27 protein-coding genes are annotated in these 22,883 nt (G+C 46.4%); 14 read left to right on the top strand and 13 right to left on the bottom strand.

Features of this window, described 5'->3' with window-relative positions; genetic code table 11:
* Nucleotides 1-9 precede the first annotated feature (9 nt).
* A complete protein-coding gene (locus J3U76_RS01735) occupies nt 10-1,920 on the top strand; it encodes an ABC transporter ATP-binding protein (RefSeq protein WP_208003951.1) in 1,911 nt (636 codons plus the stop codon).
* Between the two features lie 79 nt (nt 1,921-1,999).
* A complete protein-coding gene (locus J3U76_RS01730; RefSeq protein WP_243453991.1) occupies nt 2,000-2,431 on the top strand; it encodes a TIGR02444 family protein in 432 nt (143 codons plus the stop codon).
* 13 nt (nt 2,432-2,444) lie between these two features.
* Here J3U76_RS01730 and J3U76_RS01725 read toward each other — a convergent pair whose 3' ends face one another.
* Nucleotides 2,445-3,566 carry a 1-acyl-sn-glycerol-3-phosphate acyltransferase gene (locus J3U76_RS01725; RefSeq protein ID WP_208003950.1) on the bottom strand — a complete coding sequence of 374 codons (1,122 nt, stop codon included), beginning with the start codon at nt 3,564-3,566 and terminating at the stop codon, nt 2,445-2,447.
* 87 nt (nt 3,567-3,653) lie between these two features.
* Complete coding sequence (locus tag J3U76_RS01720) at nt 3,654-4,247, bottom strand: LysE family translocator (protein ID WP_208003949.1); 594 nt, start codon at nt 4,245-4,247, stop codon at nt 3,654-3,656.
* A 156-nt stretch (nt 4,248-4,403) separates the two neighbouring features.
* On the opposite strand from J3U76_RS01720, the gene J3U76_RS01715 reads away from it, so the two are divergent.
* Genes J3U76_RS01715 through J3U76_RS01705 form a run of 3 tightly spaced genes read left to right on the top strand, consistent with a single transcriptional unit; the run spans nt 4,404 to nt 6,538 of the window.
* Nucleotides 4,404-5,390 (top strand): hydrolase, encoded by a 987-nt coding sequence (locus J3U76_RS01715; protein WP_208003948.1) that lies wholly within the window; start codon nt 4,404-4,406, stop codon nt 5,388-5,390.
* Nucleotides 5,387-5,611: a YheU family protein gene (locus J3U76_RS01710; RefSeq protein ID WP_208003947.1), complete on the top strand. Its 225-nt coding sequence runs from the start codon at nt 5,387-5,389 to the stop codon at nt 5,609-5,611. Before J3U76_RS01715 ends, J3U76_RS01710 begins: the two co-directional genes overlap by 4 nt.
* A 57-nt stretch (nt 5,612-5,668) precedes the next feature.
* Nucleotides 5,669-6,538: a phosphoribulokinase gene (locus tag J3U76_RS01705; protein WP_208003946.1), complete on the top strand. Its 870-nt coding sequence runs from the start codon at nt 5,669-5,671 to the stop codon at nt 6,536-6,538.
* A gap of 62 nt (nt 6,539-6,600) precedes the next feature.
* Here the strand turns inward: J3U76_RS01705 and J3U76_RS01700 are convergent, their stop codons facing one another.
* Nucleotides 6,601-7,005, bottom strand: coding sequence for an OsmC family protein (locus tag J3U76_RS01700; protein ID WP_208003945.1), 405 nt, complete (start codon nt 7,003-7,005; stop codon nt 6,601-6,603).
* Nucleotides 7,006-7,188: 183 nt separating this feature from the next.
* Here J3U76_RS01700 and crp point away from each other — a divergent pair, with 183 nt between their 5' ends.
* Nucleotides 7,189-7,827 (top strand): cAMP-activated global transcriptional regulator CRP, encoded by a 639-nt coding sequence (gene crp, locus J3U76_RS01695; RefSeq protein ID WP_208003944.1) that lies wholly within the window; start codon nt 7,189-7,191, stop codon nt 7,825-7,827.
* Between the two features lie 90 nt (nt 7,828-7,917).
* Here crp and J3U76_RS01690 read toward each other — a convergent pair whose 3' ends face one another.
* Both J3U76_RS01690 and J3U76_RS01685 read right to left on the bottom strand, forming a co-directional pair.
* On the bottom strand, nt 7,918-9,021 hold the full coding sequence (locus tag J3U76_RS01690) for a phosphoribosylaminoimidazolesuccinocarboxamide synthase (protein WP_208003943.1): 1,104 nt from the start codon (nt 9,019-9,021) through the stop codon (nt 7,918-7,920).
* A 104-nt stretch (nt 9,022-9,125) separates the two neighbouring features.
* Nucleotides 9,126-9,800: a metal-dependent hydrolase gene (locus J3U76_RS01685; RefSeq protein ID WP_208003942.1), complete on the bottom strand. Its 675-nt coding sequence runs from the start codon at nt 9,798-9,800 to the stop codon at nt 9,126-9,128.
* Nucleotides 9,801-9,979: 179 nt separating this feature from the next.
* Here J3U76_RS01685 and J3U76_RS01680 point away from each other — a divergent pair, with 179 nt between their 5' ends.
* A complete protein-coding gene (locus tag J3U76_RS01680) occupies nt 9,980-10,516 on the top strand; it encodes a YaeQ family protein (RefSeq protein ID WP_208003941.1) in 537 nt (178 codons plus the stop codon).
* 139 nt (nt 10,517-10,655) lie between these two features.
* A complete protein-coding gene (locus tag J3U76_RS01675; RefSeq protein WP_208003940.1) occupies nt 10,656-11,129 on the top strand; it encodes a MarR family winged helix-turn-helix transcriptional regulator in 474 nt (157 codons plus the stop codon).
* Nucleotides 11,130-11,196: 67 nt separating this feature from the next.
* Here the strand turns inward: J3U76_RS01675 and J3U76_RS01670 are convergent, their stop codons facing one another.
* Entirely contained in the window at nt 11,197-11,778 is a 582-nt protein-coding gene (locus J3U76_RS01670; protein WP_208003939.1) for a YjaG family protein, read from the bottom strand.
* 148 nt (nt 11,779-11,926) lie between these two features.
* Here J3U76_RS01670 and J3U76_RS01665 point away from each other — a divergent pair, with 148 nt between their 5' ends.
* Complete coding sequence (locus tag J3U76_RS01665) at nt 11,927-12,871, top strand: D-2-hydroxyacid dehydrogenase (RefSeq protein ID WP_208003938.1); 945 nt, start codon at nt 11,927-11,929, stop codon at nt 12,869-12,871.
* A 91-nt stretch (nt 12,872-12,962) separates the two neighbouring features.
* A complete protein-coding gene (locus tag J3U76_RS01660; RefSeq protein WP_208003937.1) occupies nt 12,963-13,550 on the top strand; it encodes a uracil-DNA glycosylase family protein in 588 nt (195 codons plus the stop codon).
* Between the two features lie 87 nt (nt 13,551-13,637).
* On the opposite strand, the gene znuB is transcribed toward J3U76_RS01660, so the two are convergent.
* The gene (gene znuB, locus J3U76_RS01655) at nt 13,638-14,426 is read right to left on the bottom strand and encodes a zinc ABC transporter permease subunit ZnuB (RefSeq protein WP_208003936.1); all 789 of its coding nucleotides are present in this window, start codon (nt 14,424-14,426) and stop codon (nt 13,638-13,640) included.
* Nucleotides 14,416-15,153, bottom strand: a complete 738-nt coding sequence (gene znuC / locus J3U76_RS01650; RefSeq protein ID WP_208003935.1) for a zinc ABC transporter ATP-binding protein ZnuC — start codon at nt 15,151-15,153, stop codon at nt 14,416-14,418. The genes znuB and znuC overlap by 11 nt, the downstream gene beginning before the upstream one ends.
* Nucleotides 15,154-15,238: 85 nt before the next feature.
* On the opposite strand from znuC, the gene znuA reads away from it, so the two are divergent.
* On the top strand, nt 15,239-16,153 hold the full coding sequence (gene znuA, locus J3U76_RS01645) for a zinc ABC transporter substrate-binding protein ZnuA (RefSeq protein WP_208003934.1): 915 nt from the start codon (nt 15,239-15,241) through the stop codon (nt 16,151-16,153).
* A 203-nt stretch (nt 16,154-16,356) separates the two neighbouring features.
* The gene (gene mepM / locus J3U76_RS01640; RefSeq protein ID WP_208003933.1) at nt 16,357-17,715 is read left to right on the top strand and encodes a murein DD-endopeptidase MepM; all 1,359 of its coding nucleotides are present in this window, start codon (nt 16,357-16,359) and stop codon (nt 17,713-17,715) included.
* A gap of 102 nt (nt 17,716-17,817) precedes the next feature.
* On the opposite strand, the gene J3U76_RS14375 is transcribed toward mepM, so the two are convergent.
* The 4 genes from J3U76_RS14375 to hemE form a co-directional block, all read right to left on the bottom strand.
* A complete protein-coding gene (locus J3U76_RS14375) occupies nt 17,818-18,450 on the bottom strand; it encodes an IS3 family transposase (RefSeq protein WP_341534286.1) in 633 nt (210 codons plus the stop codon).
* On the bottom strand, nt 18,386-18,637 hold the full coding sequence (locus J3U76_RS14370; RefSeq protein ID WP_243454019.1) for a hypothetical protein: 252 nt from the start codon (nt 18,635-18,637) through the stop codon (nt 18,386-18,388). The genes J3U76_RS14375 and J3U76_RS14370 overlap by 65 nt, the downstream gene beginning before the upstream one ends.
* 49 nt (nt 18,638-18,686) lie before the next feature.
* Complete coding sequence (locus tag J3U76_RS14365; RefSeq protein ID WP_243453989.1) at nt 18,687-19,010, bottom strand: transposase; 324 nt, start codon at nt 19,008-19,010, stop codon at nt 18,687-18,689.
* Between the two features lie 111 nt (nt 19,011-19,121).
* A complete protein-coding gene (gene hemE, locus J3U76_RS01630; RefSeq protein WP_208003932.1) occupies nt 19,122-20,189 on the bottom strand; it encodes a uroporphyrinogen decarboxylase in 1,068 nt (355 codons plus the stop codon).
* A 265-nt stretch (nt 20,190-20,454) separates the two neighbouring features.
* Here hemE and rsd point away from each other — a divergent pair, with 265 nt between their 5' ends.
* Together rsd and J3U76_RS01620 are read left to right on the top strand one after the other, a co-directional pair.
* A complete protein-coding gene (gene rsd / locus J3U76_RS01625; RefSeq protein WP_208003931.1) occupies nt 20,455-20,925 on the top strand; it encodes a sigma D regulator in 471 nt (156 codons plus the stop codon).
* Between the two features lie 11 nt (nt 20,926-20,936).
* On the top strand, nt 20,937-21,299 hold the full coding sequence (locus tag J3U76_RS01620; protein WP_208003930.1) for a PilZ domain-containing protein: 363 nt from the start codon (nt 20,937-20,939) through the stop codon (nt 21,297-21,299).
* A gap of 144 nt (nt 21,300-21,443) precedes the next feature.
* Here J3U76_RS01620 and radA read toward each other — a convergent pair whose 3' ends face one another.
* Nucleotides 21,444-22,811 carry a DNA repair protein RadA gene (gene radA, locus J3U76_RS01615; protein WP_208003929.1) on the bottom strand — a complete coding sequence of 456 codons (1,368 nt, stop codon included), beginning with the start codon at nt 22,809-22,811 and terminating at the stop codon, nt 21,444-21,446.
* Nucleotides 22,812-22,883: the final 72 nt, after the last annotated feature.

Here is a 22,883-nt window from a genome sequence, read left to right as displayed (position 1 = left end):
TAGAGCCTTATGATTACCCTCAGCCAAATTGAACTCCTTAGAGGCGGACGCCCGCTACTTAAAGACACCAGCGCTACCATTCACGGTGGCCATAAAGTGGGCTTAGTCGGTAAAAATGGTTGTGGTAAATCAACTCTGTTCGCGTTATTTAAAGGCGAACTTAGCCTAGATGCCGGCCAGTTTTATCTACCCGCAGACTGGCAGCTGTCTACGGTGGCCCAAGAAACCCCTGCCTTGGCCTGTTCAGCACTGGACTATGTGATTGATGGCGATAAAGAATATCGTCGCTTGTGTCGCGAACTCGAACAGGCAGAGCAGCAGCAAGATGGTATTGCCATTGCCGAGCTGCATGGCAAGTTCGAGATCCACGGCGGCTATCATATTCATGCACGCGCAGGTGAATTACTTCATGGTTTAGGCTTTGCTAACGACACCCAAAGCCGCCCTGTTAGCTCCTTTTCTGGGGGCTGGCGGATGCGGCTTAACTTAGCACAAGCTTTAATTTGTCGATCCGACCTATTGTTGCTGGATGAGCCCACTAACCACCTTGATTTAGATGCGGTTATTTGGCTAGAACGCTGGTTAAAAAGCTACTCGGGAACGTTGATATTAATCTCTCACGATAGAGACTTTTTAGATGCCGTCGTCAATCGTATTATTCATATTGAGAATAGCCAGTTAAACGAGTATAGCGGTAACTACTCAGACTTTGAGCGTTTACGCGCCGAAAAGTTAGTATTGCAACAGTCTATGTTTGAAAAACAACAGCGTGAACTCAGCCACATGCAAGACTATGTAGACCGCTTTCGTTATAAAGCGACCAAGGCTAAACAAGCTCAAAGCCGCCTTAAAGCCATGGAGCGCATGGAGCGAGTACTGCCTGCCTTGGTCGACTCGCCTTTTACCTTTAAGTTTTTAGCGCCCAGCAGCTTGCCTGTTCCCTTGATCACCATGGAAAAGCTCTCAGCAGGTTATGGTAGTCATATTATTTTATCGGATATTAAGCTTAACCTTGTGCCCGGCTCGCGCATTGGCTTATTAGGAAGAAATGGCGCCGGTAAATCGACCTTTATTAAGTTGTTATCCGGCGAGTTAGCTCCTTTATCCGGCAAGTTAGTCGCCAACCCCGGCATTTCTTTAGGGTATTTTGCTCAGCATCAGCTAGAAAGCTTACACCTAGACTCCTCACCGTTAATGCACTTATCTCGTATTGACCCCAGCGCCACCGAGCAAAACTTGCGTGACTATTTAGGTGGTTTCGACTTTAAAGGTGACAAAGTTAACGACCCAGTCGGGCCTTTTTCGGGGGGCGAAAAAGCGCGCTTAGTGCTGGCGCTCATTGTCTATCAAAAGCCCAACTTACTACTACTGGATGAGCCGACCAACCACCTTGACTTAGACATGCGCGAAGCCCTCACCATGGCTTTGCAGTTTTTTGAAGGCGCCATGGTCATCGTCTCTCACGACAGGCACTTACTACGCGCAACTACAGATGAGTTTTACTTAGTCGATAGCGGCAAAGTTCAGCCTTTTGATGGGGATATTGATGATTATCATCAGTGGTTAATGGCACAAGATAAAGCAGCGCAACCTGAAGCTATTCATACAACGAGCGATAATTCTGCACAAAACCGCAAGGCCGAAAAACGCCGTCAAGCAGAGCTGCGCCAATTAACTCAACCATTACGCAAAGCCATTGCTAAACTTGAAAAGGAAATGGATCAGTGTCAGCAACAACTGGCTGACATTGAACAACAGCTGGCCGACCCTGATATTTACACCGCTGAGCAAAAAGCGAACTTGCAGCAATTGCTTAAAGCTCAAATTCCACTGCAGCAACAATTAGCCGATACCGAAGCTCAGTGGCTAGAACAACAAGAGCAACTAGAATTATTAGAAGACCCCACGGAGCAGCCGTAAGCTTTAAGCCGTCTGTGGTTAGCTAAAAAAGGCCAGTGAGCGTTAAAGGGGCTAAATGTTAATATGCGAGGTGATTTTAATGAAAATACCAAGTGCAGAACAGTTTTGGCAATTTAGCGCCCAGCATTATGCACGCCCAGGTGTGGCACAAGCGTGTTTGCAGTTACAAGATGAGTACGGCGCTAACGTTAACTTACTACTGTTACTGGTGATGCTAGAAGCCCAAGGTTTAACCACACAAGCATCACACTTTATGCCGCTTTTAACCAGCAGGCTGAGCATGTTTGAACAATGGCGGGCACTGCGTCGCCAGCTTAAACCTAAGCTTGATAACGATGATTACTTAGCGCTATTGCAACATGAGCTTAATCTTGAGCGCTGGCAACAACAAGAGCTGTTACAGCAACTTGCCCTGCACCCACCCAGTGCAGGGCACGGCGGCTTGCTAGACTACCTCGCCCAACTACCAGTGCCCGACCCACCCTTATGGCAACTCAAACTTACTTGTTGATAATGCTAAATTGCTACACTCGTTCATTGGCATGAAGACTATTTTCAACCGGCTTAGCATACATAGCTAAAACGATGTCTTTTAACTCTGAAGGCACGGCTGCTATATGTTGTGCAAAGACTTTAGCTTCTTCTTCATGCCCGTCTAACGTTTGCCCTGCGGCTAATAAATTAGTCGGAAATAAATGATAATTGGCATAAATTTGTTGATCAATGGCGCTCGCTAGTTGATCAGCATTATCAAACTCTGCTTGTAGCGGCTCGCCAAATGCCACATGCACTCGCCCTTTTTGCCCCACTATGCCCTGCACTATGCTTTCTACATCTTCAAACTCGCGCTTCTCGTACGCACCTTGAGATGTTGATGTGGCGTAGAGTTCTCGCGCTTTCGCTTGATCGCCGGGATCGTATTCATACGAAATAGACACGGGCACAAGGTTAAGCGTTTTAATGTAATCGGCAAACGGAATTTTTTGGCGTTTCCCTTCCATATAAAACATTTTAAGAATAGCGGGGTCGGTTTTATCACACCCGTCTTTGGCTCGCCCTTCTTTTTGAGCAATCCAAATAGACTGGTTTTCATCTAGCGAGTGACGTAAATACGCCGATAGCTGACTAAAAGCTTTCATCATTTCGCGCGGGCCTTTCATGGCACGTTTAACAATAAAGCTTTTATTTAGCCGCATGAGCTCCGCCGCGCAGGGTTTGCGCAATAAGTTATCGCCAATGGCAATGCGTACCGTATTAAAGCCATTGGTGTGCAAGCCCCAATTAACAAAGGCAGGATCCATGGCGATATCTCTGTGATTAGAGATAAATAAATACCCCTTATTAGGGTCGAGTTTATCTAGCCCTGAATAGGTCACACCTTGGGTGGTTTTGCTGATCATATTACTCATGTAGCTGGCCACTTCTTGCTGTATTTCGCGTACCGTGTTGAGCTTGCGCCAGCGCCAGCTTAAATACAGACGAATTAGCGCCTTAATAATAGGGCCACCCACATTAGAAAGCGCGGCAAAACGATAATGCGCAATCGCACTAATAAACTCTTCGTCGCGGATCAAACGCTGAATGGCACCTGCGACTTCCTCATCCCGGTAGGGACGAATATCTTTAAATAAATCCGTGTCTGACACTATGACAACCTTAAGGTTAGAAAAACAAAAACGCCGAGATTTTACACCTATTGGCATTAAACAGTAACGAATAGGTAGAAATATCGCTTAGCGCCAAATCATAAATACACTGGCTGCAGTCAGCAGTGCCATGGCATAATTAAAGCGCTGCCAGTCTGTTGGGGTATGTAACCAACGGCGCAAGTTAAGACCCAAAAAAGCCCAAATATGTCCGGTGACTAGCCCTAGAGATAAAAATATAGCCAGCACTGTCCATGCTGATGGCCAATATTGCTCACCAGCTAGGGTAAAACCACTGATCGCCGACACCGCCATTAACCAGGCTTTAGGGTTAAGAAATTGAAACAAAGCACCTTGCTGCCAACTCATGGTAGCCGTGGTTTCATCCGCCTCTTTTGCTGAGGCACGGCTAATATTCCAAGCCAGCCATAATAAATAGCCACTGCCCACTATTTTAAGCCCCCACTGCAAGCTAGGCCACCGTAAAAATAGCTGACCTAACCCCAGAGCGGTGAGCAACATCAACAGCTGCAAGCCAAACATAATGCCCAGCAACAGCTTTAAGGTAGGCCGATAGCCAAAGCGAGTGGCAGAATTGGTTAGTAGCATATTATTGGGGCCAGGAGTGCCGCAAGAGGCAAACGCAAAGCCAGCAACGGATGCTAACAGAGGGAAATCCATGGTGTACTCAGCAAAATAATTCAATAAAAGCGTTGTTTTACTCGATTTTATTGCCGCTGCCCAGTACTTTAGACGATTGAATGTGATTATCCCCTTTTATTTTACGGATTTTATCTGCTTTAAGTGGGCCTTTTTATATGTTGAGCAGCAGACTGTATGATACATACTAGCGCGTTTCAGCCGCCATGGTGGGCACGCAATTCCCATATACAAACCATTTTTGCTAAGTATTTGCACCGACAGCGCATATCCCATAAACGCGAACGCTTAGAATTGCCTGATGGTGACTTTGTTGATCTTGCATGGGGCTTACCTGAGCAAGGAACACAAAAGCCGTTAGTGGTGTTGTTTCATGGGCTAGAGGGCAGTATTGAGTCGCACTACATTCAAGGCATGATGGCGGCAATACACCAGCAAGGCTGGCAGGCGGTGTTAATGCATTTTCGTGGCTGCAGTGGCGAGCCGAATCGCTTTTTAACATCTTATCACTCCGGTGCCACCGAAGATCCGCATTACTTACTCACACTGCTACGCCAGCGTTACCCCGAACGCCCTATTGCCGCCATTGGTTACTCTTTAGGGGGGAATATGCTTATTAACTATTTAGCCAAGCACTCGCGTACTCCTTTATGTGCTGCGGCTGTTGTATCGGCACCCTTACAATTATCAGCCTGTGCAGATCGTATTAATTTAGGCCTCTCACGCTGTTATCAAGGCTACTTACTCAAAGGCATGAAAGAGAACTGGCAACAAAAGCTTCGTCGTCACCCACAACTGTCAGGGTTTAGCGAGCTTAATAGCATCACGAGTTTACGTGAGTTTGATGATAAAATTACGGCCCCAGTACATGGCTTTAGCAGTGCACAAGATTACTACCAAAGCTGCTCGGGTTTGCCTATGCTAGAAAAAATTAGCACTCAAACTTTGATCATACATGCTGCTGACGATCCTTTTATGGATGACACTGTGATCCCCGATGCCAGTGATATACCGCCTGCCATTACCTATGAGCTAAGTCGCGGCGGTGGACATTTAGGCTTTATACAAGGCTCGCCATGGCGTCCTCATTTTTGGCTAAACCCCCGTATAACACAATGGCTGGTGCAGCAATGGCCACCTTATTTAAAGGATAAAGACCAGTGATTATTCCTTATACAGATTTAAATGAAGAGACACTGAATAATTTAATAGAGCAGTTTGTATTGCGAGAAGGAACCGAATATGGTGCAGAAGATGTGTCATTACCTGAAAAAGTTCTGCAAGTTAAACAGCAACTTAAAAGCCGTGAGGCGGTCATAGTCTATAGTGAGTTACATGAAAGCGTGAACATACTTCCCGCAGCACAGTTTAGTGACAAGTCTTGACCTCACCCCAGCGTACTGCGTATAAACATTCACCGATTTATCATTTTTAGGGTTTTTATGTCTGCCAAGCACCCCATTATTGCAGTGACCGGCTCTTCAGGTGCCGGCACTTCAACCTCTACCGAGGTGTTTCAATCTATGTTTGCCCAGCTGGGGGTGAAAGCCGCCATGCTCGAAGGCGATAGTTTTCACCGCTACACTCGGCCAGAAATGGACGTGGCCATTCGCCGCGCCCGAGAGCAAGGCAGACATATCAGCTATTTTGGACCAGAAGCCAACGACTTTGAGTTATTAGAGCAGTTTTTTAAGGAATATGGCAACACAGGTACAGGGCAATTTCGTCGTTATTTGCATACCTTTGATGAGGCTGTACCTTTTAATCAAATGCCAGGCACCTTTACCCCAAGCCAACAGCTACCTGATGATACTAACTTATTATTCTATGAAGGCTTACACGGCGGCGTGGTCACCGATGAGCATAATGTGGCCCTGCATGTGGATCTTTTGATTGGCATGGTGCCCATTGTAAACCTTGAGTGGATCCAAAAGTTGATCCGCGATACGGCGGAGCGCGGTCACTCACGAGAAGCTGTTACTGATTCTATTGTGCGATCAATGGAAGATTATATTAACTTTATTACCCCGCAGTTTTCTCGCACCCATATTAATTTTCAACGTATTCCGACCGTCGATACCTCTAATCCCTTTAGCGCTAAAGTGATCCCCAGCGCCGATGAAAGTATGATGGTGATCCGTTTTCGCGGTATTAAGGGGGTCGACTTCCCTTATCTATTGGCCATGATTGACGGCTCTTTTATGTCGCGGCGCAATACTATAGTGGTGCCAGGCGGTAAAGTTAGCTTTGTGATGGAGCTAATATTACGCCCCATGCTCGAGCGCTTACTGGCTACCGGAAAAATACGTTAAGCGATGAAGGACAGCACCTAGCCTAAAAAACACCGATTTTTATTCAACATTACCGTTTGTGGCTAAGCTTGATGAATTTCATAAGATGAGGTGGCGACTAAGGCTTTATCGAGCATTTTCATCACTGAGCAGTACTTTTCCATGGATAGTTCAATGGCGCGGGCAACGCGTTTTTCTGACAAATCTTGGCCGGTAACAATAAAGTGCATATTAATATTGGTAAACACCCGTGGAGCTTGCTCGGCACGCTCTGCTGCTAGTTCAACCTCACAGCCACTAATTTGTTGACGACTTTTTTCTAAAATTGACACCACATCAATGGCGCTACAACCACCGGCGCCTAATAATACCGCCTCCATGGGGCTGGCACCTTGGCCGGGATTGGTTCCATCTAATATTAATTTATGCCCCGACTCTGACTGTCCTTCAAAGCGCATGCCTTCTAACCACGTTACTTTAGCTTTCATATCAACTCCTGCTTAAAATAGCTATATTAGCGTATTGGATACTGCTCGGCGAGCAAGATAACCCTTCACGGCCTTGATGGATAACTATTAGACTTTTATCCTAGAGAATGATGTACGCACGGGGCCATCTATTTTGTTAGACTTAAGCCCAGAGCAAATTAAAAATAATGAAGAGGAAGTTAAATGATTATTGGCAAGCCCCAAAGTGATCCCACCCTGGAATGGTTTTTGTCGCATTGCCATATTCATAAGTATCCGGCAAAAAGCTCTTTGATTCATGCAGGCGAAAAAGCAGAAACCCTGTATTACATCGTCAAGGGCTCAGTGTCGGTACTGATTAAAGATGAAGATGGTAAAGAAATGATCCTGTCTTATCTTAATAAGGGGGATTTTATTGGTGAGCTGGGGCTGTTTGAAGACACAGAAAACCCAGAACGTACTGCTTGGGTGCGCGCTAAATCACCCTGTGAAGTTGCAGAAATTTCCTATAAAAAGTTTCGTCAGCTGATTCAGGTTAACCCTGAAATTTTAATGCGGGTATCGGCACAAATGGCGGATCGCTTGCAAACCACTAGCCAAAAGGTAGGTGATCTTGCCTTTTTGGATGTGACAGGACGCATTGCTGAAACCTTACTGAGCTTAGCGCGCCAGCCCGATGCCATGACTCACCCAGATGGCATGCAAATTAAAATTACGCGCCAAGAGATAGGCCAAATTGTTGGTTGTTCTCGTGAAACCGTAGGCCGCATTTTAAAAATGCTCGAAGAGCAGGAGCTAATATCTGCCCACGGTAAAACCATAGTGGTGTTTGGCACTCGCTAACCGCCATTAAACAATAAAGGGGAAGAAGTAAGGTATAACACCTCACTTCTTCTCCTTTTTTCGCTAGCTTAGTGCTTGGCGCTTAAAATTTTAATCAATTAAGCCATATTGCTTATCAAGTATCGCAATAATATCCGCCTTAGGGTTATCCGATAGTACCAGCTTTTGTCCGGTAATTTTTTCTGCAATCCCCACATACGTGCGAGAGATGGCCATTAATACCTCTACTGGCAAGGCATTATCTCGGGCTAGGGCTTCGCGCTCAGCCATTCGCGCTTTGTTTAATAAAATATCGGGATCTGGGAAGTGATTAAGTAGCAGTTGCCGAAAATCTTCTTTGGAGTTTTCAACGATACGACCTTGAGCATAGGCCGCACCATCCCAAATGCGTGAAGAGTCTGGCGTGCCCACTTCATCCATATAAATCATTTTCTCATGGCCTTGGGCATCACGGACGTAGCCAAATTCAAATTTAGTATCAACAAATATTTGCCCAAGCTTGGCGAGTTCTTCGCTAATAACGGCAAAACCTTCACTCAGCAACTGCTCGTAATGAGTGATATCACCAGCTTGCTTAAAATTAAACTCACCAAAGTTATCTTCAATATTGCGCCGTGTAATATTCACATCATCAGCTTCGGGTACACCTGGTATGCCCGTTAACACCCCCTTGGTTGAGGGTGTCATTAGCAGCTCGGGCAGTTTTTGATCTTTTTGCAAACCATCAGGTAGGCGAATACCACAAAACTCTCGCTCGCCCTTCGCATAGCTGCGCCACATAGAGCCGGTAATGTATTGACGGCAAATGGCTTCAATTTTAATCGGCCGCGCCTTTTGTACTATCCATACAAACGGGTGAGGAATATCCAAAATATGACTATCGGCTAAGCCTCGCTCTTTAAATAGCTTAAACCAATGGTTAGAAATGGCATTCAGGGCCGCCCCTTTACCTGGCACCCCCTGCATCCCCTCTTCACCATGCCAAATACAGTCAAATGCCGAAATTCGGTCACTAATCACCATAATAGCCAAAGGGGCGTCAGCGGCAACAGGGTAGCCTTTTTCTTGAATTAACCGGCGACTGTCGGCTGCTGTTAACCAATATACCGAGCGTACTTTACCGCTGTGCACGGCTTGCTGGGTGCGGATAGGAAGATCGTTATTTACGGCCAATACTTGGTCTGCAAGGCTCATTAGTTATGTCCTGTGTGTGAGTGTTAATTGGCACTGCTATCACTGTGCAATATTATTATTGTTCTTAGCATCGGGGGCTCAGTGACACCAGAGTGACTATCTTATCAGATGATAGAAAGCAGCCATAGCTGCTGTAACATCGCGATCAGTGGCTTAGGAGATGGCGACAGCCAGTAACCTAACATTAACAGTGCTAACAAAGCGGTATTGGGCAATATGGCAGGCCACGCCATTACTTTAAATGCACTGCCAAAGGATCTTTTAAGACGGCGACCTTCTAAATCTATGCTGTAGAGCTCATCTAATAGCAAATGAATAGCAGCGCCTATAAACATGAAACCACCCATTAACCAGGCCAAGCTGTTGGTAAAATGAAACAAGTGATGGCTCAGCACCACTGTCATAATGGCAAATACTGTATTGGCCAACAGTGAATGTAAACTCGCACGGTGCACCGTTAGCCGAGCAAATCCCCAGCACAAAGGATAGCGCACTGTAAAATACGCGGCACTCGCAATAAGGGGTGTATTCAGTAGTGGAAGATGCAGTCGCCCATAGAGCAGAACCAAAGTGGTGGCTAATATGGATAATAAACGAAAAATAATTTGCAGAGAGCGGGATGTATCGGCATCTATATCGGGCATAATGCCGCCCAAGGTACCCGTGAGCCATAAAATGGTGGCTTCTGGCAGGCTAATAGCTTGACTCCAAGCTAAAGAGCCAGCCAATACACCACTGCCAATGGAGGCAACCTGTATATGCGTTGTAAAGTTCGCCATAAATAGACATGCTTGCTAATAAAGGGGGCTAATAGTAACAAGTAGAACTGTATATAAAAACAGTTATCAGCTTACGCTCGTCAGCGGGTGCCTCTTAGTCAAACACAGCCAAAAAAATGTCACGCATGGATTTATGACAGGCTTATCGCTATTATATGGCTTTTAAATGAGACGATATTATGGCTTTGCCTGCTAAGTTACATAAAGTTCGCTTAACTATTAGCGACTTATCGCGGCATTACTACCAAGACCATAGCCTGACGGTAGCGCAACACCCCTCAGAAACAACCACCCGATTAATGGTGCGTTTGCTGGCGTTTATGCGCCACGCTGATCAGGACTTGTCTTTTACTAAAGGGTTAAGCTGCGATGATGAACCAGAGCTATGGTTACTCTCACCCGATGGCCGCATTGTGCTCTGGGTTGAGCTTGGGGAGCCAAGTACCAAACGTCTTAAGCAAGCCCTGTCGCGAGCCGAACAAGTGGTGGTGTATAGCTATGGTGGGCGCAGTGCAACACAGTGGTGGGCTAAATATCAAAGTGAGCTAAGCGCCCTTTCTCGATTGACAATTTATCATTTAGATGACCCACAACCCGCTCTGCTTGCTGAGCTTTGTGCTCGTAATATGGAGTTATTTGCTACCTTACAAGAGCGAGAAGTACAGCTGACGAATGGTGAGCACAGCCTAGATGTACAGTTTCAGCAGTGGCGCTAATGCCCGTTTAACTGTTCACTATAAACCTGCTGTTATCAGGTAAAAAGTACTCGCGGTTTACTCGCAGAATTGTAACCTTTCAACCCTAGTTAATTTGCGCTATTGTGCGCGCAAATTCATCAGCCATCGGTAAAAGACCTTGGAAAAACATGAAGACGTACTGGTGGCTCTGCGCCAGATCATACGCGCGATAGATTTACACTCGCGCCAGCTTAGCAAAGCTTCGGGTTTAACCGGCCCCCAGTTATTATTATTGCAAGCTATTCGTGAGCACGGCGACATCACAATGCGCAAGCTTGCTCAGGCAACCCATATGAGCCAAGCCACTGCCACCACTATTATTGATCGCTTAGAGCAAAAGCAATTGGTGCGACGTGAGCGCAGTAAAACCGATAAGCGCAAGGTATATGCAGTGCTGACCGAGGAGGGGGCCACTAAACTAAAGTCGGCTCCCACTCCCTTACAGGAAAGTTTTATTCAGCGTTTTCAATCACTTGAAGAGTGGGAACAAAACTTATTACTGTCGTCAGTACAGCGCGTATCATCCATGATGAATGCCCATGACTTAGATGTTGCTCCCTTATTGCAAGTAGGTAGTTTACTGCGCGAGTAACGCGGTTTGCGATCTTTACGCATTAAAAAGGGCACTCTCCTGTGCCCTTTACTTACTTTGTTAAGCGCTAGTCTTCTAAACTAATGCCAATGTTTGATACACCCGCTTGGGCGGCAAACTCACGGATGGCTAAAATAGTGTCTGCGTCTCTGGGCTGATTCACCTTATCCAGTAAAGTCACCTGAAACTCCATTTCAGCCATAATCAATTCATGCTCATAAAGTTCATCTTCACTTAATTCTCGCTCAGCCAATAGATCAACAAAACCTGCAACTGTACCAAGTGAGGCACTGCTGGCCTCTATGGCCTCTTCCCCAATACGACAAATAACAGAGTTATATGCCGCTCCTAGTGCTACACACGCATCTAAGGCAGGATAAACACCATAACTGTCTGATTCGCTTGGCTCAGGAATAAAGTGTTCAAATTTTTCCAACTCAGCGCTTAAATCTACCCGCGAGCCCTTTACTGTTAGATAAGACCACAGTATATCTAGCGTATCTGTAAAGCAGCGTCCATTTCCTCGGCCACTGGTATCGTTAAATAGCTGGTAGTTGGGATACATACGTTGGGCAAGCGCCAAAGAAAAGACGGTTTGTTGCCAAGGCGCTAGCTTATTGATTTTTTTATAAAATTTATCACCAAACATGGACATTTCCTTGTGGTTAAGCCGCCATATTTTTGCCATGATGAAGCAGTAGAATAAAAGTTCATGGTTCGGCAAGTGCGAGTTTCAGTTTCTGCGCGCCATTGTCTCATAAAATGGCGCTACAAAAAGTATATTAAGGAGAGAAGGTATGGCCAATCATACCCTGTTACTGCTCAGCCAAGATAAGGCTGAATATCAAACCTTACTGCAGCAAGCCTATTTACCCGGTCTCACTGTGTTAGCCCCAGATAATGAGGCTGATATTCAGGCCGCGTTGTCGAGAGCCGATATTTTATTAGGCGAACCAGATAAGTTACGCGCGCGCCAGAAAGAAGCGCGAGCGCTTAAATGGGCACAATCAACTTACGCCGGTGTTGATGCTTTGCTTGACCCCCATGCGCGCCGAGACTATCAACTCACCAATATTAGAGGCATTTTTGGCCCTCTGGTTAGCGAATACATTTTTGGTCATCTACTCTCACTGACCCGCCATTTACGCCACTATAAAGAGCAGCAGCGTTTACATAACTGGCAGCCGATTCCTTATCAGAGCCTAAATGATAAAACCATATTAATTATGGGCACAGGGAGCATTGGCCAGCATATCGCACACACGGCACAACATTTTGGGATGACGGTGTTGGGCATTAATCGCTCTGGTCGCGAAGCCGCTGGCTTTGATAATACCTATCAGCTGCCCGCATTAAATAATGTGCTGTCTCGTGCCGACTTTGTCGTAAGCGTGCTCCCCTCTACCCCAGATACCCGTGGTCTATTTGATAAAGCGCGTATTGAGCACTTTAAGCCCGGCTCTATTTTCTTTAACGTTGGCCGAGGGGATGTGATTGATGAAAATGCACTCATTCACGCACTGCGCCACGGTAATGTGGGAGCGGCAGTCTTGGATGTGTTTGCCACTGAGCCACTACCAACAGACAGCCCGTTATGGGATATGCCGAATGTGGTGATCACCCCCCATAACTCTGGGTATAGCTTTCCTGAGCAGATAGTAACGCGCTTTAGTCGTAACTATTTAAAGTATATTAATCATCAACCCATGGAAGGATTAGTGGACTTTAATTTAGGCTATTAAATAGAATGCGGGAGTCGCGTATATCAGGCGGTTCCTGCAATAGCGTAAATAATAAAGCGTTAAGTGCAAAAATAAGCCAAGAGAGTCTGATATGGAAGATGAATTTGAGCTGCGATTAACACGGGCTCGCGCGTGCCGAATTTGTGAGCAACAGCTGCCTCTTGGGCCCAGACCCGTACTACAAATGGCACCGGCTGCTCGTATTATGATCATCGGCCAAGCGCCCGGCCTTAAAGTGCATCAAACAGGTATTCCGTGGAATGATCCTAGCGGCGATACATTGCGACGCTGGTTACAATTAAGCCGAGAACAGTTTTATGATCCTGAGCTTATCGCCATTATGCCGATGGGGTTTTGCTACCCCGGCAGAGGGAAAAGTGGTGATCTGCCACCCCGCCCTGAGTGCGCACCCGCTTGGCACAAGCCCCTATTAGAAGTATTACCTAATATTGAGCTCACTTTGCTTATTGGCCAATATGCCCAACGTTATTATTTAGGCAAAAAATATAAAACGCTCACCGAGACCGTACGACATTGGCAAGTATTTGCGCCTACTTGCTTACCCCTGCCCCATCCCTCACCACGCAATCGTTTTTGGTTAACCAAGAACCCTTGGTTTGAGCAAGACGTGTTACCCCAGCTACACCAACGCGTGCACCAAGTATTGACCAAGCTGTAAGCGGTCAGCTGTAAGCGATCAGCTAAAAACAGCTTCTTTAGCTTGGCGCTGTGTTTTTCTGACAGCTTATCGCTGGCAGCTATTTTTTCACCCTCTTTTAGGGATCAGCTGCGACAACAAAAACAAAGCCGCAGCCACCACCACCACAGAGGGGCCGGCTGGAGTGTCGTGACTGACGGATAATTGTAATCCACCCACTACGGCTAACATGCCCAGCCCTATCGCATAAAATGCCATTTGCTCAGGAGAGCGACTAAAACGCCGTGCGGTGGCGGCTGGAATAATCAATAACGAGGTAATAATTAAAGCGCCAACAAACTTCATGGCAATGGCGATCAACACACTGATCATCATTAATAACAGCAATTTAAGGGCTTCTACCCGAATACCTTCTACCCGCGCCAGCTCTTCACTCACGGTAATCGAAAGTAACTGACTCCAGTAATAACGCAGTACCAATAACAACAAGGCACCGCCGCCGTAAATCCAGTATAAGTCCACTAGCTGAATAGCCAGTAAATCACCAAACAAATACGCCATTAAATCAACACGCACATTGTCCATAAAGGCTAAGGCCACTAAGCCTAACGACAGTGATGTATGTGCCAAAATGCCCAAAAGCGTGTCGGTGGCCAGCCAACTGGCACGCTGTAATGCTGCTAATATAATGCCTAAGCACAAACAGGCCACCAACACCGCCAGCGTTAAATCAATATGCAGCAACAAGCCAAACGCTATACCTAATAAAGAGGAATGGGCCAAGGTGTCACCAAAATAGGCCATGCGCCGCCACACCACAAAACTCCCCAACGGCCCGGCTAAGATGGCAATACCTAGCCCGGCTAATAGCGCATACAATAAAAAACTATCCCACATGACGTACGTCTCCGTGATGTTCATCGTCACAGTCATGGTGATGGGTATATACCGCAAGCTGTGCTAATTCGGGGCGACCAAATAAACGGGCAAATTCAGGGTGGCGTGCCACGGTTTCTGGCTCACCATGACAACAAATATGTTGGTTTAAACAAATCACTTTATGGGTGCTGGCCATCACTAAATGCAAATCATGGGAAACCATCAGTACCCCACACTGCAACTCGTCTGTTAACTGTTTAATTAAGGCATACAGCTCGGTTTGCCCGTGCACATCCACTCCTTGAGCAGGCTCATCAAGGATCAGTAATTCGGGGCTCATCATTAGCGCTCGCGCCAATAAAATACGCTGCATTTCACCACCAGATAACGCCTGCATGGCACGATCTGCTAAGCGTTCAGCGCCCACTTTCGCCAAAGCTTGCGCCACCGTAATGCGGCGGCCATGAGACAAACTCATAAATCGCGCCACTGTTAAAGGCAGTACTGAGTCGATATGCAACTTTTGGGGTACATAACCAATACGCAGCCCGGGCTTTTGCCAAATAGTGCCAGAGTGACCGCGATTTAACCCCAGCACTAGCTTAATAAGTGAGCTTTTCCCCGCGCCATTGGGCCCAACAATGGTGAGGATTTCACCGCGCTCTAGCACTAAGGAGATGTCTTCAAGAATGACATTATGTTCAATATTTAACCCAACATCGGTCAATTCTAATAGTTTCGTCATTCCACTTACGCCTTTACATTATCATTTGTTATATTATAACATTACTTATCATCGAAACTCTACGACCTCTTGGATCCCATGCCTAATGAAAGCATTCTTCGTTTTTTTACCGCTACTGCTGCTTAGTCAGTCGGCTTATGCGGTGACCGTATTAACTTCTATTAAGCCATTGCAACTGATCGCCAGCGCCATTACTCAAGGTGGGCCTGCCCCTGATCTGTTATTATCACCAGGCAATTCCCCCCACGATTATGCGCTGCGCCCCTCGGATGTGCGCCGTATTAAAAAGGCCGACCTGGTATTATGGGTAGGTCCTGAATTGGAAGCTTCTCTTGGCTCGCTATTAGCAGAGCAGCCCAATAGCTTAACGCTGATGACAAAAATCACGCCGGATGAACATGAGCATAACGATGAGCACGAGGCACATAATACCGATAAGATTATCATTGAGCATCAAGATCATGCACATGATCACAGCACACAAGACACCCATCTGTGGTTAGATCCTCACCACGCAGGCACCATTGCTCAACTCTTGGCTGACCGGCTCATTGAGCTAGATCCAGATAACATTGCTCGATATCAAGATAACCTTGCTGCTTTTTCGTCACAGTTGAGCGAAACAGATCAACAGGTTGCCGCTAAATTAGCGCCTGTTGCAGATATCGGATATTTTGTTTTTCATGATGCTTATGGCTATTGGGAACGTCACTATCAGCTAGCAAAGCTTGGCCACTTTACCGTCAACCCAGCGCGAGCACCGGGTGCCAAAACGGTGTCGAGTATTCATCACGCATTACGTCAGTCTCAAGCTCAATGCGTGTTTGCTGAGCCGCAATTTAAACCGGCAGTAGTAGAAGCCGTGATGCGTAATACTCAAGCACGCATTGGGGTATTAGATCCCCTAGCCAGCAATATTGAACCAGGCCCCAATAGCTACTTTGCTTTTATGCATGAGCTCGCCGATGCCATGAAAGACTGCTTACTTAATAAACCCTAAATATTTAGGGGGAAATACGGTACAATAATGAACTTTGTTGCTAGTTATGACTCTATAAGACTCGTACTAAGCTACCTCTAGTCAACATATGGCTTTTTGTAATAAAAACAAACCGTTTTATTATCTTTGGATCTACGCCTAGATAGATAAAACGGTTTTTTTGCATTTATTATTTTAGTCCCTAACAGGTATAGGTAACTCGGATGAACCTTCTCCGCCCAATACAAGCTAGACTTAACAATCTGCCCGAAAAGCTACCCAAACGGCACCTTTACGGGATTGTACTATTAAGCACAGTCACGCTCACCACGGCAATCATGCTGCCTTCAGCCAAGAATATGCTAGATAAACCGGTTAGTATTAGCATGCCAACCAGCTTAAGCTTGCCTCCTGTTGCCGCAAAAACCAAAGTGAACAACACTGAGTTTTATACCTTAGAGCACGACGACCTAGGCCCAGTAGACGCCGTAGATGCGCTCGATGATATTGCCGCAGCTGAGCCAGAGTGGCAAAAGTATACAGTGCAAAATGGTGATACCTTAAGCACCATTTTTAATGGCTTAGGGCTTCCTTTAGCCACTATGTATAAATTATTGGACGCCGATAAAGAAAAGATACTGGATGGGCTCAAGCCTGGCCAAAGCTTATCGCTGCTTATTGATCCTGATAATTTGTTATTAGAGTTCAAGATCAAACAAGATTTATTACATACGCGTATTTTTACTCGAGAAGGCAGTGGCTATAACAGCCAGATAATAACAGCCAGCAGTAATTGGGAGACACGCGCATTAGCAGGGGTTGTTGATGGTAGCTTTTATTTGAGCGCCCGCGATGCAGGCCTCTCAGCAAATCAAATTCAGCGAGTGGCTAACTTATTTCAGTGGCGCCTTAACTTTGCCCGTGACCTGCGCCAAGGCGATAGCTTCAAGGTATTAGTACAAAACGAGTTTGTTAAAGGTCAACGTACCGGAAAGTCTGAACTACAAGCCGTAGAGCTTACCAATAGAGGCAAAACCTTATATGCCTTTCGCCACGAAGACGGTAAATTTTACGATAACGAAGGCGTTAGTTTAGAACGCGGCTTTATCCGTATTCCTCTTGAGCGCAGCTCTCGTATTAGCTCAAGTTTTAACTTAAACCGTAAGCATCCAATTACGGGACGTATTCGACCACATAAAGGTACTGATTTTGCTGTTCCCACCGGCACGCCTGTCATCGCGCCCAGTGATGGCGTGGTAGTCAAAGCAATACATCATGCGTATGCGGGCAATTATCTGGTGATCCGTCATGGCCGCCAATACACCACACGCTTCTTACACTTAAGCAAATTCTTGGTAAAACCAGGTGACAGGGTAAAACGTGGCGAGCGTATTGCACTGTCTGGTAACACTGGCCGCTCTACCGGCCCTCATTTGCATTATGAGTTTCATGTTAACAACCGCGCGGTAGACGCGATGCAAGTTAAGCTGCCACTGGCAGAAGGCTTGTCGGGTGAAGAAAAGCGCACCTTTTTGGCAAAAATTGCAAAATACCAACAAGAGCTCGCAGCACCCGGCGCTTAATAGACAGCTTTATTAGCTGTTCTGTTAGCTATCAGCGGTCAGCGGTCAGCGGTCAGCGGTCAGTTTAAGACATGGAGTGGCCCGACTAAAGTAGACACCTGTTTAAGCAGCATTAAGTTGCTGCGCATATGCGTTGGGGGTTAACCCTCCCAGCGCAGTGTGTTGTCTTACTTTGTGGTAATACTGTGTGATGTAGAAGTGTATTTCTTCTGCCATCTCTTTACGAGTTAAAATCCCTAAACGGCGGGTCCATTCCTTTTTTAGTAAAGCAAAAAAGCTTTCTGAACACGCGTTGTCCCAGCAGTTTCCACGGCGAGACATGCTGATAGTCACCTTACGTTTATTCAACCAGCCCATAGTCGCCACGCAGTGATACTGGCTACCTTGGTCTGAGTGAAACATCAACTCTCGGCCATCAGGTTTCTGCTTCTTCCAAGCCTGTTTTAACGCCTTAATCACTAACTCAGCGCTATTAACCGGCCCTTGAGCCTTGCCCACCACCCTTCTGGTAGCAAGGTCGATGATGACGGCTAGGTAGAGCCAACCTTCTTTACAGCGTATCTGAGTAATATCTGACACCCAAACACGGTTCTCCTCTGTCACCGTAAACTCTCTATTTAATAGGTTTCCTGGTGCCGGTATGCCTGGCCTATGCTTACGATGTCCGGGCTTAGGCGCGACACAAGAACGATAGCCTACACGCCTGTAACAGGCGTTGTACTTGATTCTTACCACACGCAAAGCCGTGCTCAACCGCTTCGCGCCACAATTTTCGATAACCTATGATGCCATGTTGTCGTTTCGCTTCTGCCAATAAAAACTCAAGCAGACTACGGTGCCGCAGCGTTTGAGGCGAAGGCACGCGTTGGCGTTGTTTCCAACGATAATAACCCGCACGAGATACATCGAGTACGCGACACATCAACGGTAGCGTCCAGCTTTTGTGCGATACCGCTCGATGAAGGCAAATTTTATCGCCGAGCTTTGGTAGCGTACTCTTCCAGCTTTTTTAATATATCGAGCTCCAGCTCAGTGCGCTCTAGCTTTTTCTTAAGGCGCTTATTCTCTTGCTCTAGCTGACGAAGGCTTTTATCTGGTCCTTCATTTTTAACGGGCTTATCTTGTTTTGAATCTGGTTTGTCCATTATCCACTCTCGACGCCAACGGCTTAATACGTTCGGATGCACCCCTAGCTCACTGGAGATTTCAGCTAGGGTTTTAGGTGATGAAACAGAGAGCTTAACGGCTTCTCGCTTAAATTCATTACTAAATTTACGTTTGGTTCGGTATTGCATAGACTTCCTCACTCTGAAGAAGTGTCTACTTATTTGGGGCCATTCCAACATGGGTTCGAGTATAAAAAAAGCGCCTTGCGGCGCTTTTTTTTATGTTCATTCATCTGCAGATTATTTCGCGTGATAAGGGCGAGATAGGCGATGAACCGCCTCAATAAAGGCACCGGCATGCTCAGGCTCTACATCTAAATGAATGCCGTGACCTAGGTTAAATACATGCCCAGGACCTTCACCAAACCCTTCGAGAATGGTGGCAACTTCTTGTTCAATGCGAGGAATAGGCGCATAGAGCATAGAGGGATCCATATTGCCTTGCAGTGCCACTTTATCCCCTACGCGACGCTTAGCTTCAGCAATATCAATGGTCCAATCAAGCCCAATACCATCACAACCGGTCGCCGCTATAGATTCTAACCACTGGCCACCGTTTTTAGTAAACAAGGTCACTGGCACATGACGACCGTCGCTTTCACGAGTTAGACCGTCAACAATTTTTGCCATATATTGCAATGAAAACTCATTGTAATCACGCTTACTAAGTACCCCACCCCAAGTATCAAAGATCATCAAAGACTGGGCGCCAGCAGCAATTTGTGCATTTAAGTAACTAGTCACACTGTCTGCCAGCTTATCAAGCAACAGGTGCATGGCTTTAGGATCAGCAAACATCATTTTCTTGGTTTTCATGAAGGTTTTAGAACCGCTACCTTCCACCATATAAGTCGCGAGTGTCCAAGGGCTACCCGAGAAACCAATCAGTGGTACTTCACCTTTTAACTCACGACGAATAGTGCGCACCGCGTTCATGACATATTGCAGCTCGCCTTCGGGATCAGGAATACCAATTTTTTCGACATCTGCCATGCAGGTAATAGGACGCTGAAACTTAGGCCCCTCGCCCGCTTCAAAATATAAACCCAGCCCCATAGCATCGGGAATAGTCAAAATATCAGAAAACAGAATGGCTGCATCAAGGGGGAACCGACGCAAAGGTTGTAGCGTCACTTCACAGGCTAACTCGGCGTTTTTACACAACGACATAAAGTCGCCCGCTTCGGCTCGGGTCGCCTTATATTCAGGTAGGTAACGACCCGCTTGACGCATCATCCATACCGGAGTCTGGTCTACAGGCTGACGCGCTAACGCACGTAAGTAACGATCATTCTTCAATGGTTGCATTCTATCGTCCCAAAACAGGTGGCTATTTAGCGCCATTATACCACTAGAACCCCTAAAGCCCCAATCGTCCATTGGCAATGGCATTACTGTTTAATTAGTAGGCTAACTTTATCTATCTCTCTAAAATGACGGTCTTTTTTACGATTGATAGCTATACTCAATAGCGAGTTAGCGCTCATATTACATACAATGCTATTGACCCCAGCCTAGGTTTTCTTTAAAGATAGTAGTGACCGTTTACTTTGGTCATCCCAAGGAGGGAACTATGCTTACCAAAATGGAAAAATCTAAAGCTCAACTTGCCGGGAAACACCAAGCACTGGATGCGTTTATCGATGCCCGACAACGTTTATTAGTGGAATATATTCGCCTATCAACCGGTTCAAAAACCTTACCCTCAGTGCAAGAGCTATCCCAGTTCTGCCGCCAATTAGTAAGCTATGTTAGTGCGGCTCATTTTGAGATTTATGACTATGTAATGGCAGCTTATGAGGCTTCTCGTGGTAATGGCCGTACATTGGCACAACGAATTTATCCCCGTATAGAAAAGGGAACTGTGCTAGCCCTTGATTTTCATGACAAATATATTGAGGCTAACGACGGTGACTTGCTAGAGCTAGATAACGATCTGAGCCGCTTGGGTGAAATGCTTGAGGAGCGCTTTAATCTTGAAGACCGCTTAGTGTTTGCCGTGTCACTGCTTAACTACCTAAATAGCGATGAAACGGTCGAATAGGAGTACTCAATATGCCAGATCGCAGAGTATTTACCCGTATCAACTTTAATACTCCCGCATGGTTAGTGACTCATGATGGCCAGCAATTCGCCACACAGGTGCAAGATATTTCACTGCATGGCGCTTTAGTATCAGTTAATGAGCCTTGGCCTAATATAACAGGCGAGCAGATTGAGTTACGATTATCCCTTGATGGGCAAGATGAAAATATCATTATGCTTACCCAACAGCGTTATCATCAAACTGGCTTTATTGGTCTAGAATGCCAACGGTTGGATATCAATAGTGCCGGCCACTTACGCCGCTTGGTAGAACTTAATTTAGGTGATGAGGTGCTATTACAGCGCCAATTTGAAGAGTTATTGGATCAATAAGCGGAAAGCGCCGAGAACCAAACGTTTTGTTTCACAAAACAGGCCGACTAACGTGGCCTCTACGCGCTCGGCGCTCTTTCTTATAACGATCAGCACCGCTTTTATCTTCAACTGACAGCTTATAGCTGACGGCTTAGCGCTTTATTACAATGCTTCTAGTGCTTCTTCTAACTTTTTAACGGCGATCACTTCCATCCCCGGCGGCGCGTGTTTAGGCCGGTTAGCCCAGGGAATAATAGCGCGGGTGAAGCCATGTTTTGCCGCTTCCATTAATCGCTCTTGCCCAGAAGGCACAGGACGTATTTCACCCGACAGTCCGACCTCGCCAAACACCACTAACTCTCTGGGCAAGGCTTTATCACGAAAACTCGAGACCAGTGCCAGCAATAAGGCTAAATCGGCACTGGTGTCTTCTACTCTGACCCCACCAACTACGTTAACAAAAACGTCTTGGTCAGCCATTTGTAAGCCACCATGGCGATGTAATACCGCCAACAACATAGACAGTCGATTCTGTTCTAACCCCACGGTGACTCGCCTTGGGTTGCCTAACTGGGAGTAATCGACTAGCGCTTGTAGCTCTACCAGTAAGGGGCGTGTGCCTTCCCAAATAATCATCACCACAGAGCCGGTAATTTGCTCTTCACCACGGCTTAAAAAAATCGCCGATGGATTACTGACCTCTTTTAAACCGGTTTCGGTCATGGCAAACACGCCCAGCTCATTGACTGCACCAAAACGGTTTTTATGGCTGCGCAACATACGAAAGCGACTATCGTTGGCACCATCAAGCATAATAGAACAGTCAATACAGTGCTCTAATACCTTAGGCCCGGCCAAAGCGCCGTCTTTAGTAACATGCCCCACCATTAACATAATCACCCCTTGCTGTTTAGCAAAACGGGTGAGCTGGGCCGCCGACTCTCGTACTTGGCTAACCGTGCCCGGAGAGGATTGCACCTCAGCCACATGCATCACTTGAATAGAATCAATCACTACCACAGCGGGCTTTTCTTCTCGTGCCACATGGCAAATTTGCTCAACACTGGTTTCCGATAACATCCGCAGTTGATCCCGCGGCAGCCCTAAGCGTTGCGCCCGCATTGCCACCTGTTGCAATGACTCTTCACCGGTCACATACAAGGTTTTCATACGACTAGCTAAACCACACATCACTTGTAGCAATAAAGTACTTTTACCCGCCCCAGGATTACCGCCAATTAAAATAGCAGAGCCGGTCACCATGCCACCGCCTAGCACCCTATCTAGCTCAGTAAAGCCACTGTTAATACGGGGAAGTTCACTAAGCGAGACTTCATCTAGCGTTTGTACTTTATTACCTTGGGTACCGGCATAGCCAGAAAAGCGACTATTACGACTCGTGCCTGCAGCGGGTGCTAAACGAATTTCAGTGACAGTGTTCCATTCTTTGCACTCTGAACACTGCCCTTGCCAACGCGGAAACTCGGCGCCACATTCGCCACACACAAATGCCGTTTTAGACTTAGCCATGCATATTCACTCATCGATTAACGAGCTGCTATACTGGCCTAAGTTTTTAACCCACTCAACCCCAAGCTAGGC

The organism is Oceanisphaera pacifica (assembly GCF_017498065.1).
In the GTDB taxonomy this organism is placed as follows: domain Bacteria; phylum Pseudomonadota; class Gammaproteobacteria; order Enterobacterales; family Aeromonadaceae; genus Oceanimonas; species Oceanimonas pacifica.
Note: the sequence above shows the minus strand (reverse complement) of the source record. Positions and strands in the feature narration are given on the sequence as shown.

Excerpts from the sequence above, each read along its gene's own strand:
- J3U76_RS01735 (WP_208003951.1), top strand. The coding sequence starts at position 10 with ATGATTACCCTCAGCCAAATTGAACTCCTTAGAGGCGGACGCCCGCTA.
- J3U76_RS01730 (WP_243453991.1), top strand. The coding sequence starts at position 2,000 with ATGAAAATACCAAGTGCAGAACAGTTTTGGCAATTTAGCGCCCAGCAT.
- J3U76_RS01720 (WP_208003949.1), bottom strand. The coding sequence starts at position 4,247 with ATGGATTTCCCTCTGTTAGCATCCGTTGCTGGCTTTGCGTTTGCCTCT.
- J3U76_RS01715 (WP_208003948.1), top strand. The coding sequence starts at position 4,404 with ATGATACATACTAGCGCGTTTCAGCCGCCATGGTGGGCACGCAATTCC.
- J3U76_RS01705 (WP_208003946.1), top strand. The coding sequence starts at position 5,669 with ATGTCTGCCAAGCACCCCATTATTGCAGTGACCGGCTCTTCAGGTGCC.
- J3U76_RS01700 (WP_208003945.1), bottom strand. The coding sequence starts at position 7,005 with ATGAAAGCTAAAGTAACGTGGTTAGAAGGCATGCGCTTTGAAGGACAG.
- crp (WP_208003944.1), top strand. The coding sequence starts at position 7,189 with ATGATTATTGGCAAGCCCCAAAGTGATCCCACCCTGGAATGGTTTTTG.
- J3U76_RS01690 (WP_208003943.1), bottom strand. The coding sequence starts at position 9,021 with ATGAGCCTTGCAGACCAAGTATTGGCCGTAAATAACGATCTTCCTATC.
- J3U76_RS01685 (WP_208003942.1), bottom strand. The coding sequence starts at position 9,800 with ATGGCGAACTTTACAACGCATATACAGGTTGCCTCCATTGGCAGTGGT.
- J3U76_RS01680 (WP_208003941.1), top strand. The coding sequence starts at position 9,980 with ATGGCTTTGCCTGCTAAGTTACATAAAGTTCGCTTAACTATTAGCGAC.
- J3U76_RS01670 (WP_208003939.1), bottom strand. The coding sequence starts at position 11,778 with ATGTTTGGTGATAAATTTTATAAAAAAATCAATAAGCTAGCGCCTTGG.
- J3U76_RS01665 (WP_208003938.1), top strand. The coding sequence starts at position 11,927 with ATGGCCAATCATACCCTGTTACTGCTCAGCCAAGATAAGGCTGAATAT.
- J3U76_RS01660 (WP_208003937.1), top strand. The coding sequence starts at position 12,963 with ATGGAAGATGAATTTGAGCTGCGATTAACACGGGCTCGCGCGTGCCGA.
- znuB (WP_208003936.1), bottom strand. The coding sequence starts at position 14,426 with ATGTGGGATAGTTTTTTATTGTATGCGCTATTAGCCGGGCTAGGTATT.
- znuC (WP_208003935.1), bottom strand. The coding sequence starts at position 15,153 with ATGACGAAACTATTAGAATTGACCGATGTTGGGTTAAATATTGAACAT.
- znuA (WP_208003934.1), top strand. The coding sequence starts at position 15,239 with ATGAAAGCATTCTTCGTTTTTTTACCGCTACTGCTGCTTAGTCAGTCG.
- mepM (WP_208003933.1), top strand. The coding sequence starts at position 16,357 with ATGAACCTTCTCCGCCCAATACAAGCTAGACTTAACAATCTGCCCGAA.
- J3U76_RS14370 (WP_243454019.1), bottom strand. The coding sequence starts at position 18,637 with ATGTGTCGCGTACTCGATGTATCTCGTGCGGGTTATTATCGTTGGAAA.
- J3U76_RS14365 (WP_243453989.1), bottom strand. The coding sequence starts at position 19,010 with ATGCAATACCGAACCAAACGTAAATTTAGTAATGAATTTAAGCGAGAA.
- hemE (WP_208003932.1), bottom strand. The coding sequence starts at position 20,189 with ATGCAACCATTGAAGAATGATCGTTACTTACGTGCGTTAGCGCGTCAG.
- rsd (WP_208003931.1), top strand. The coding sequence starts at position 20,455 with ATGCTTACCAAAATGGAAAAATCTAAAGCTCAACTTGCCGGGAAACAC.
- J3U76_RS01620 (WP_208003930.1), top strand. The coding sequence starts at position 20,937 with ATGCCAGATCGCAGAGTATTTACCCGTATCAACTTTAATACTCCCGCA.
- radA (WP_208003929.1), bottom strand. The coding sequence starts at position 22,811 with ATGGCTAAGTCTAAAACGGCATTTGTGTGTGGCGAATGTGGCGCCGAG.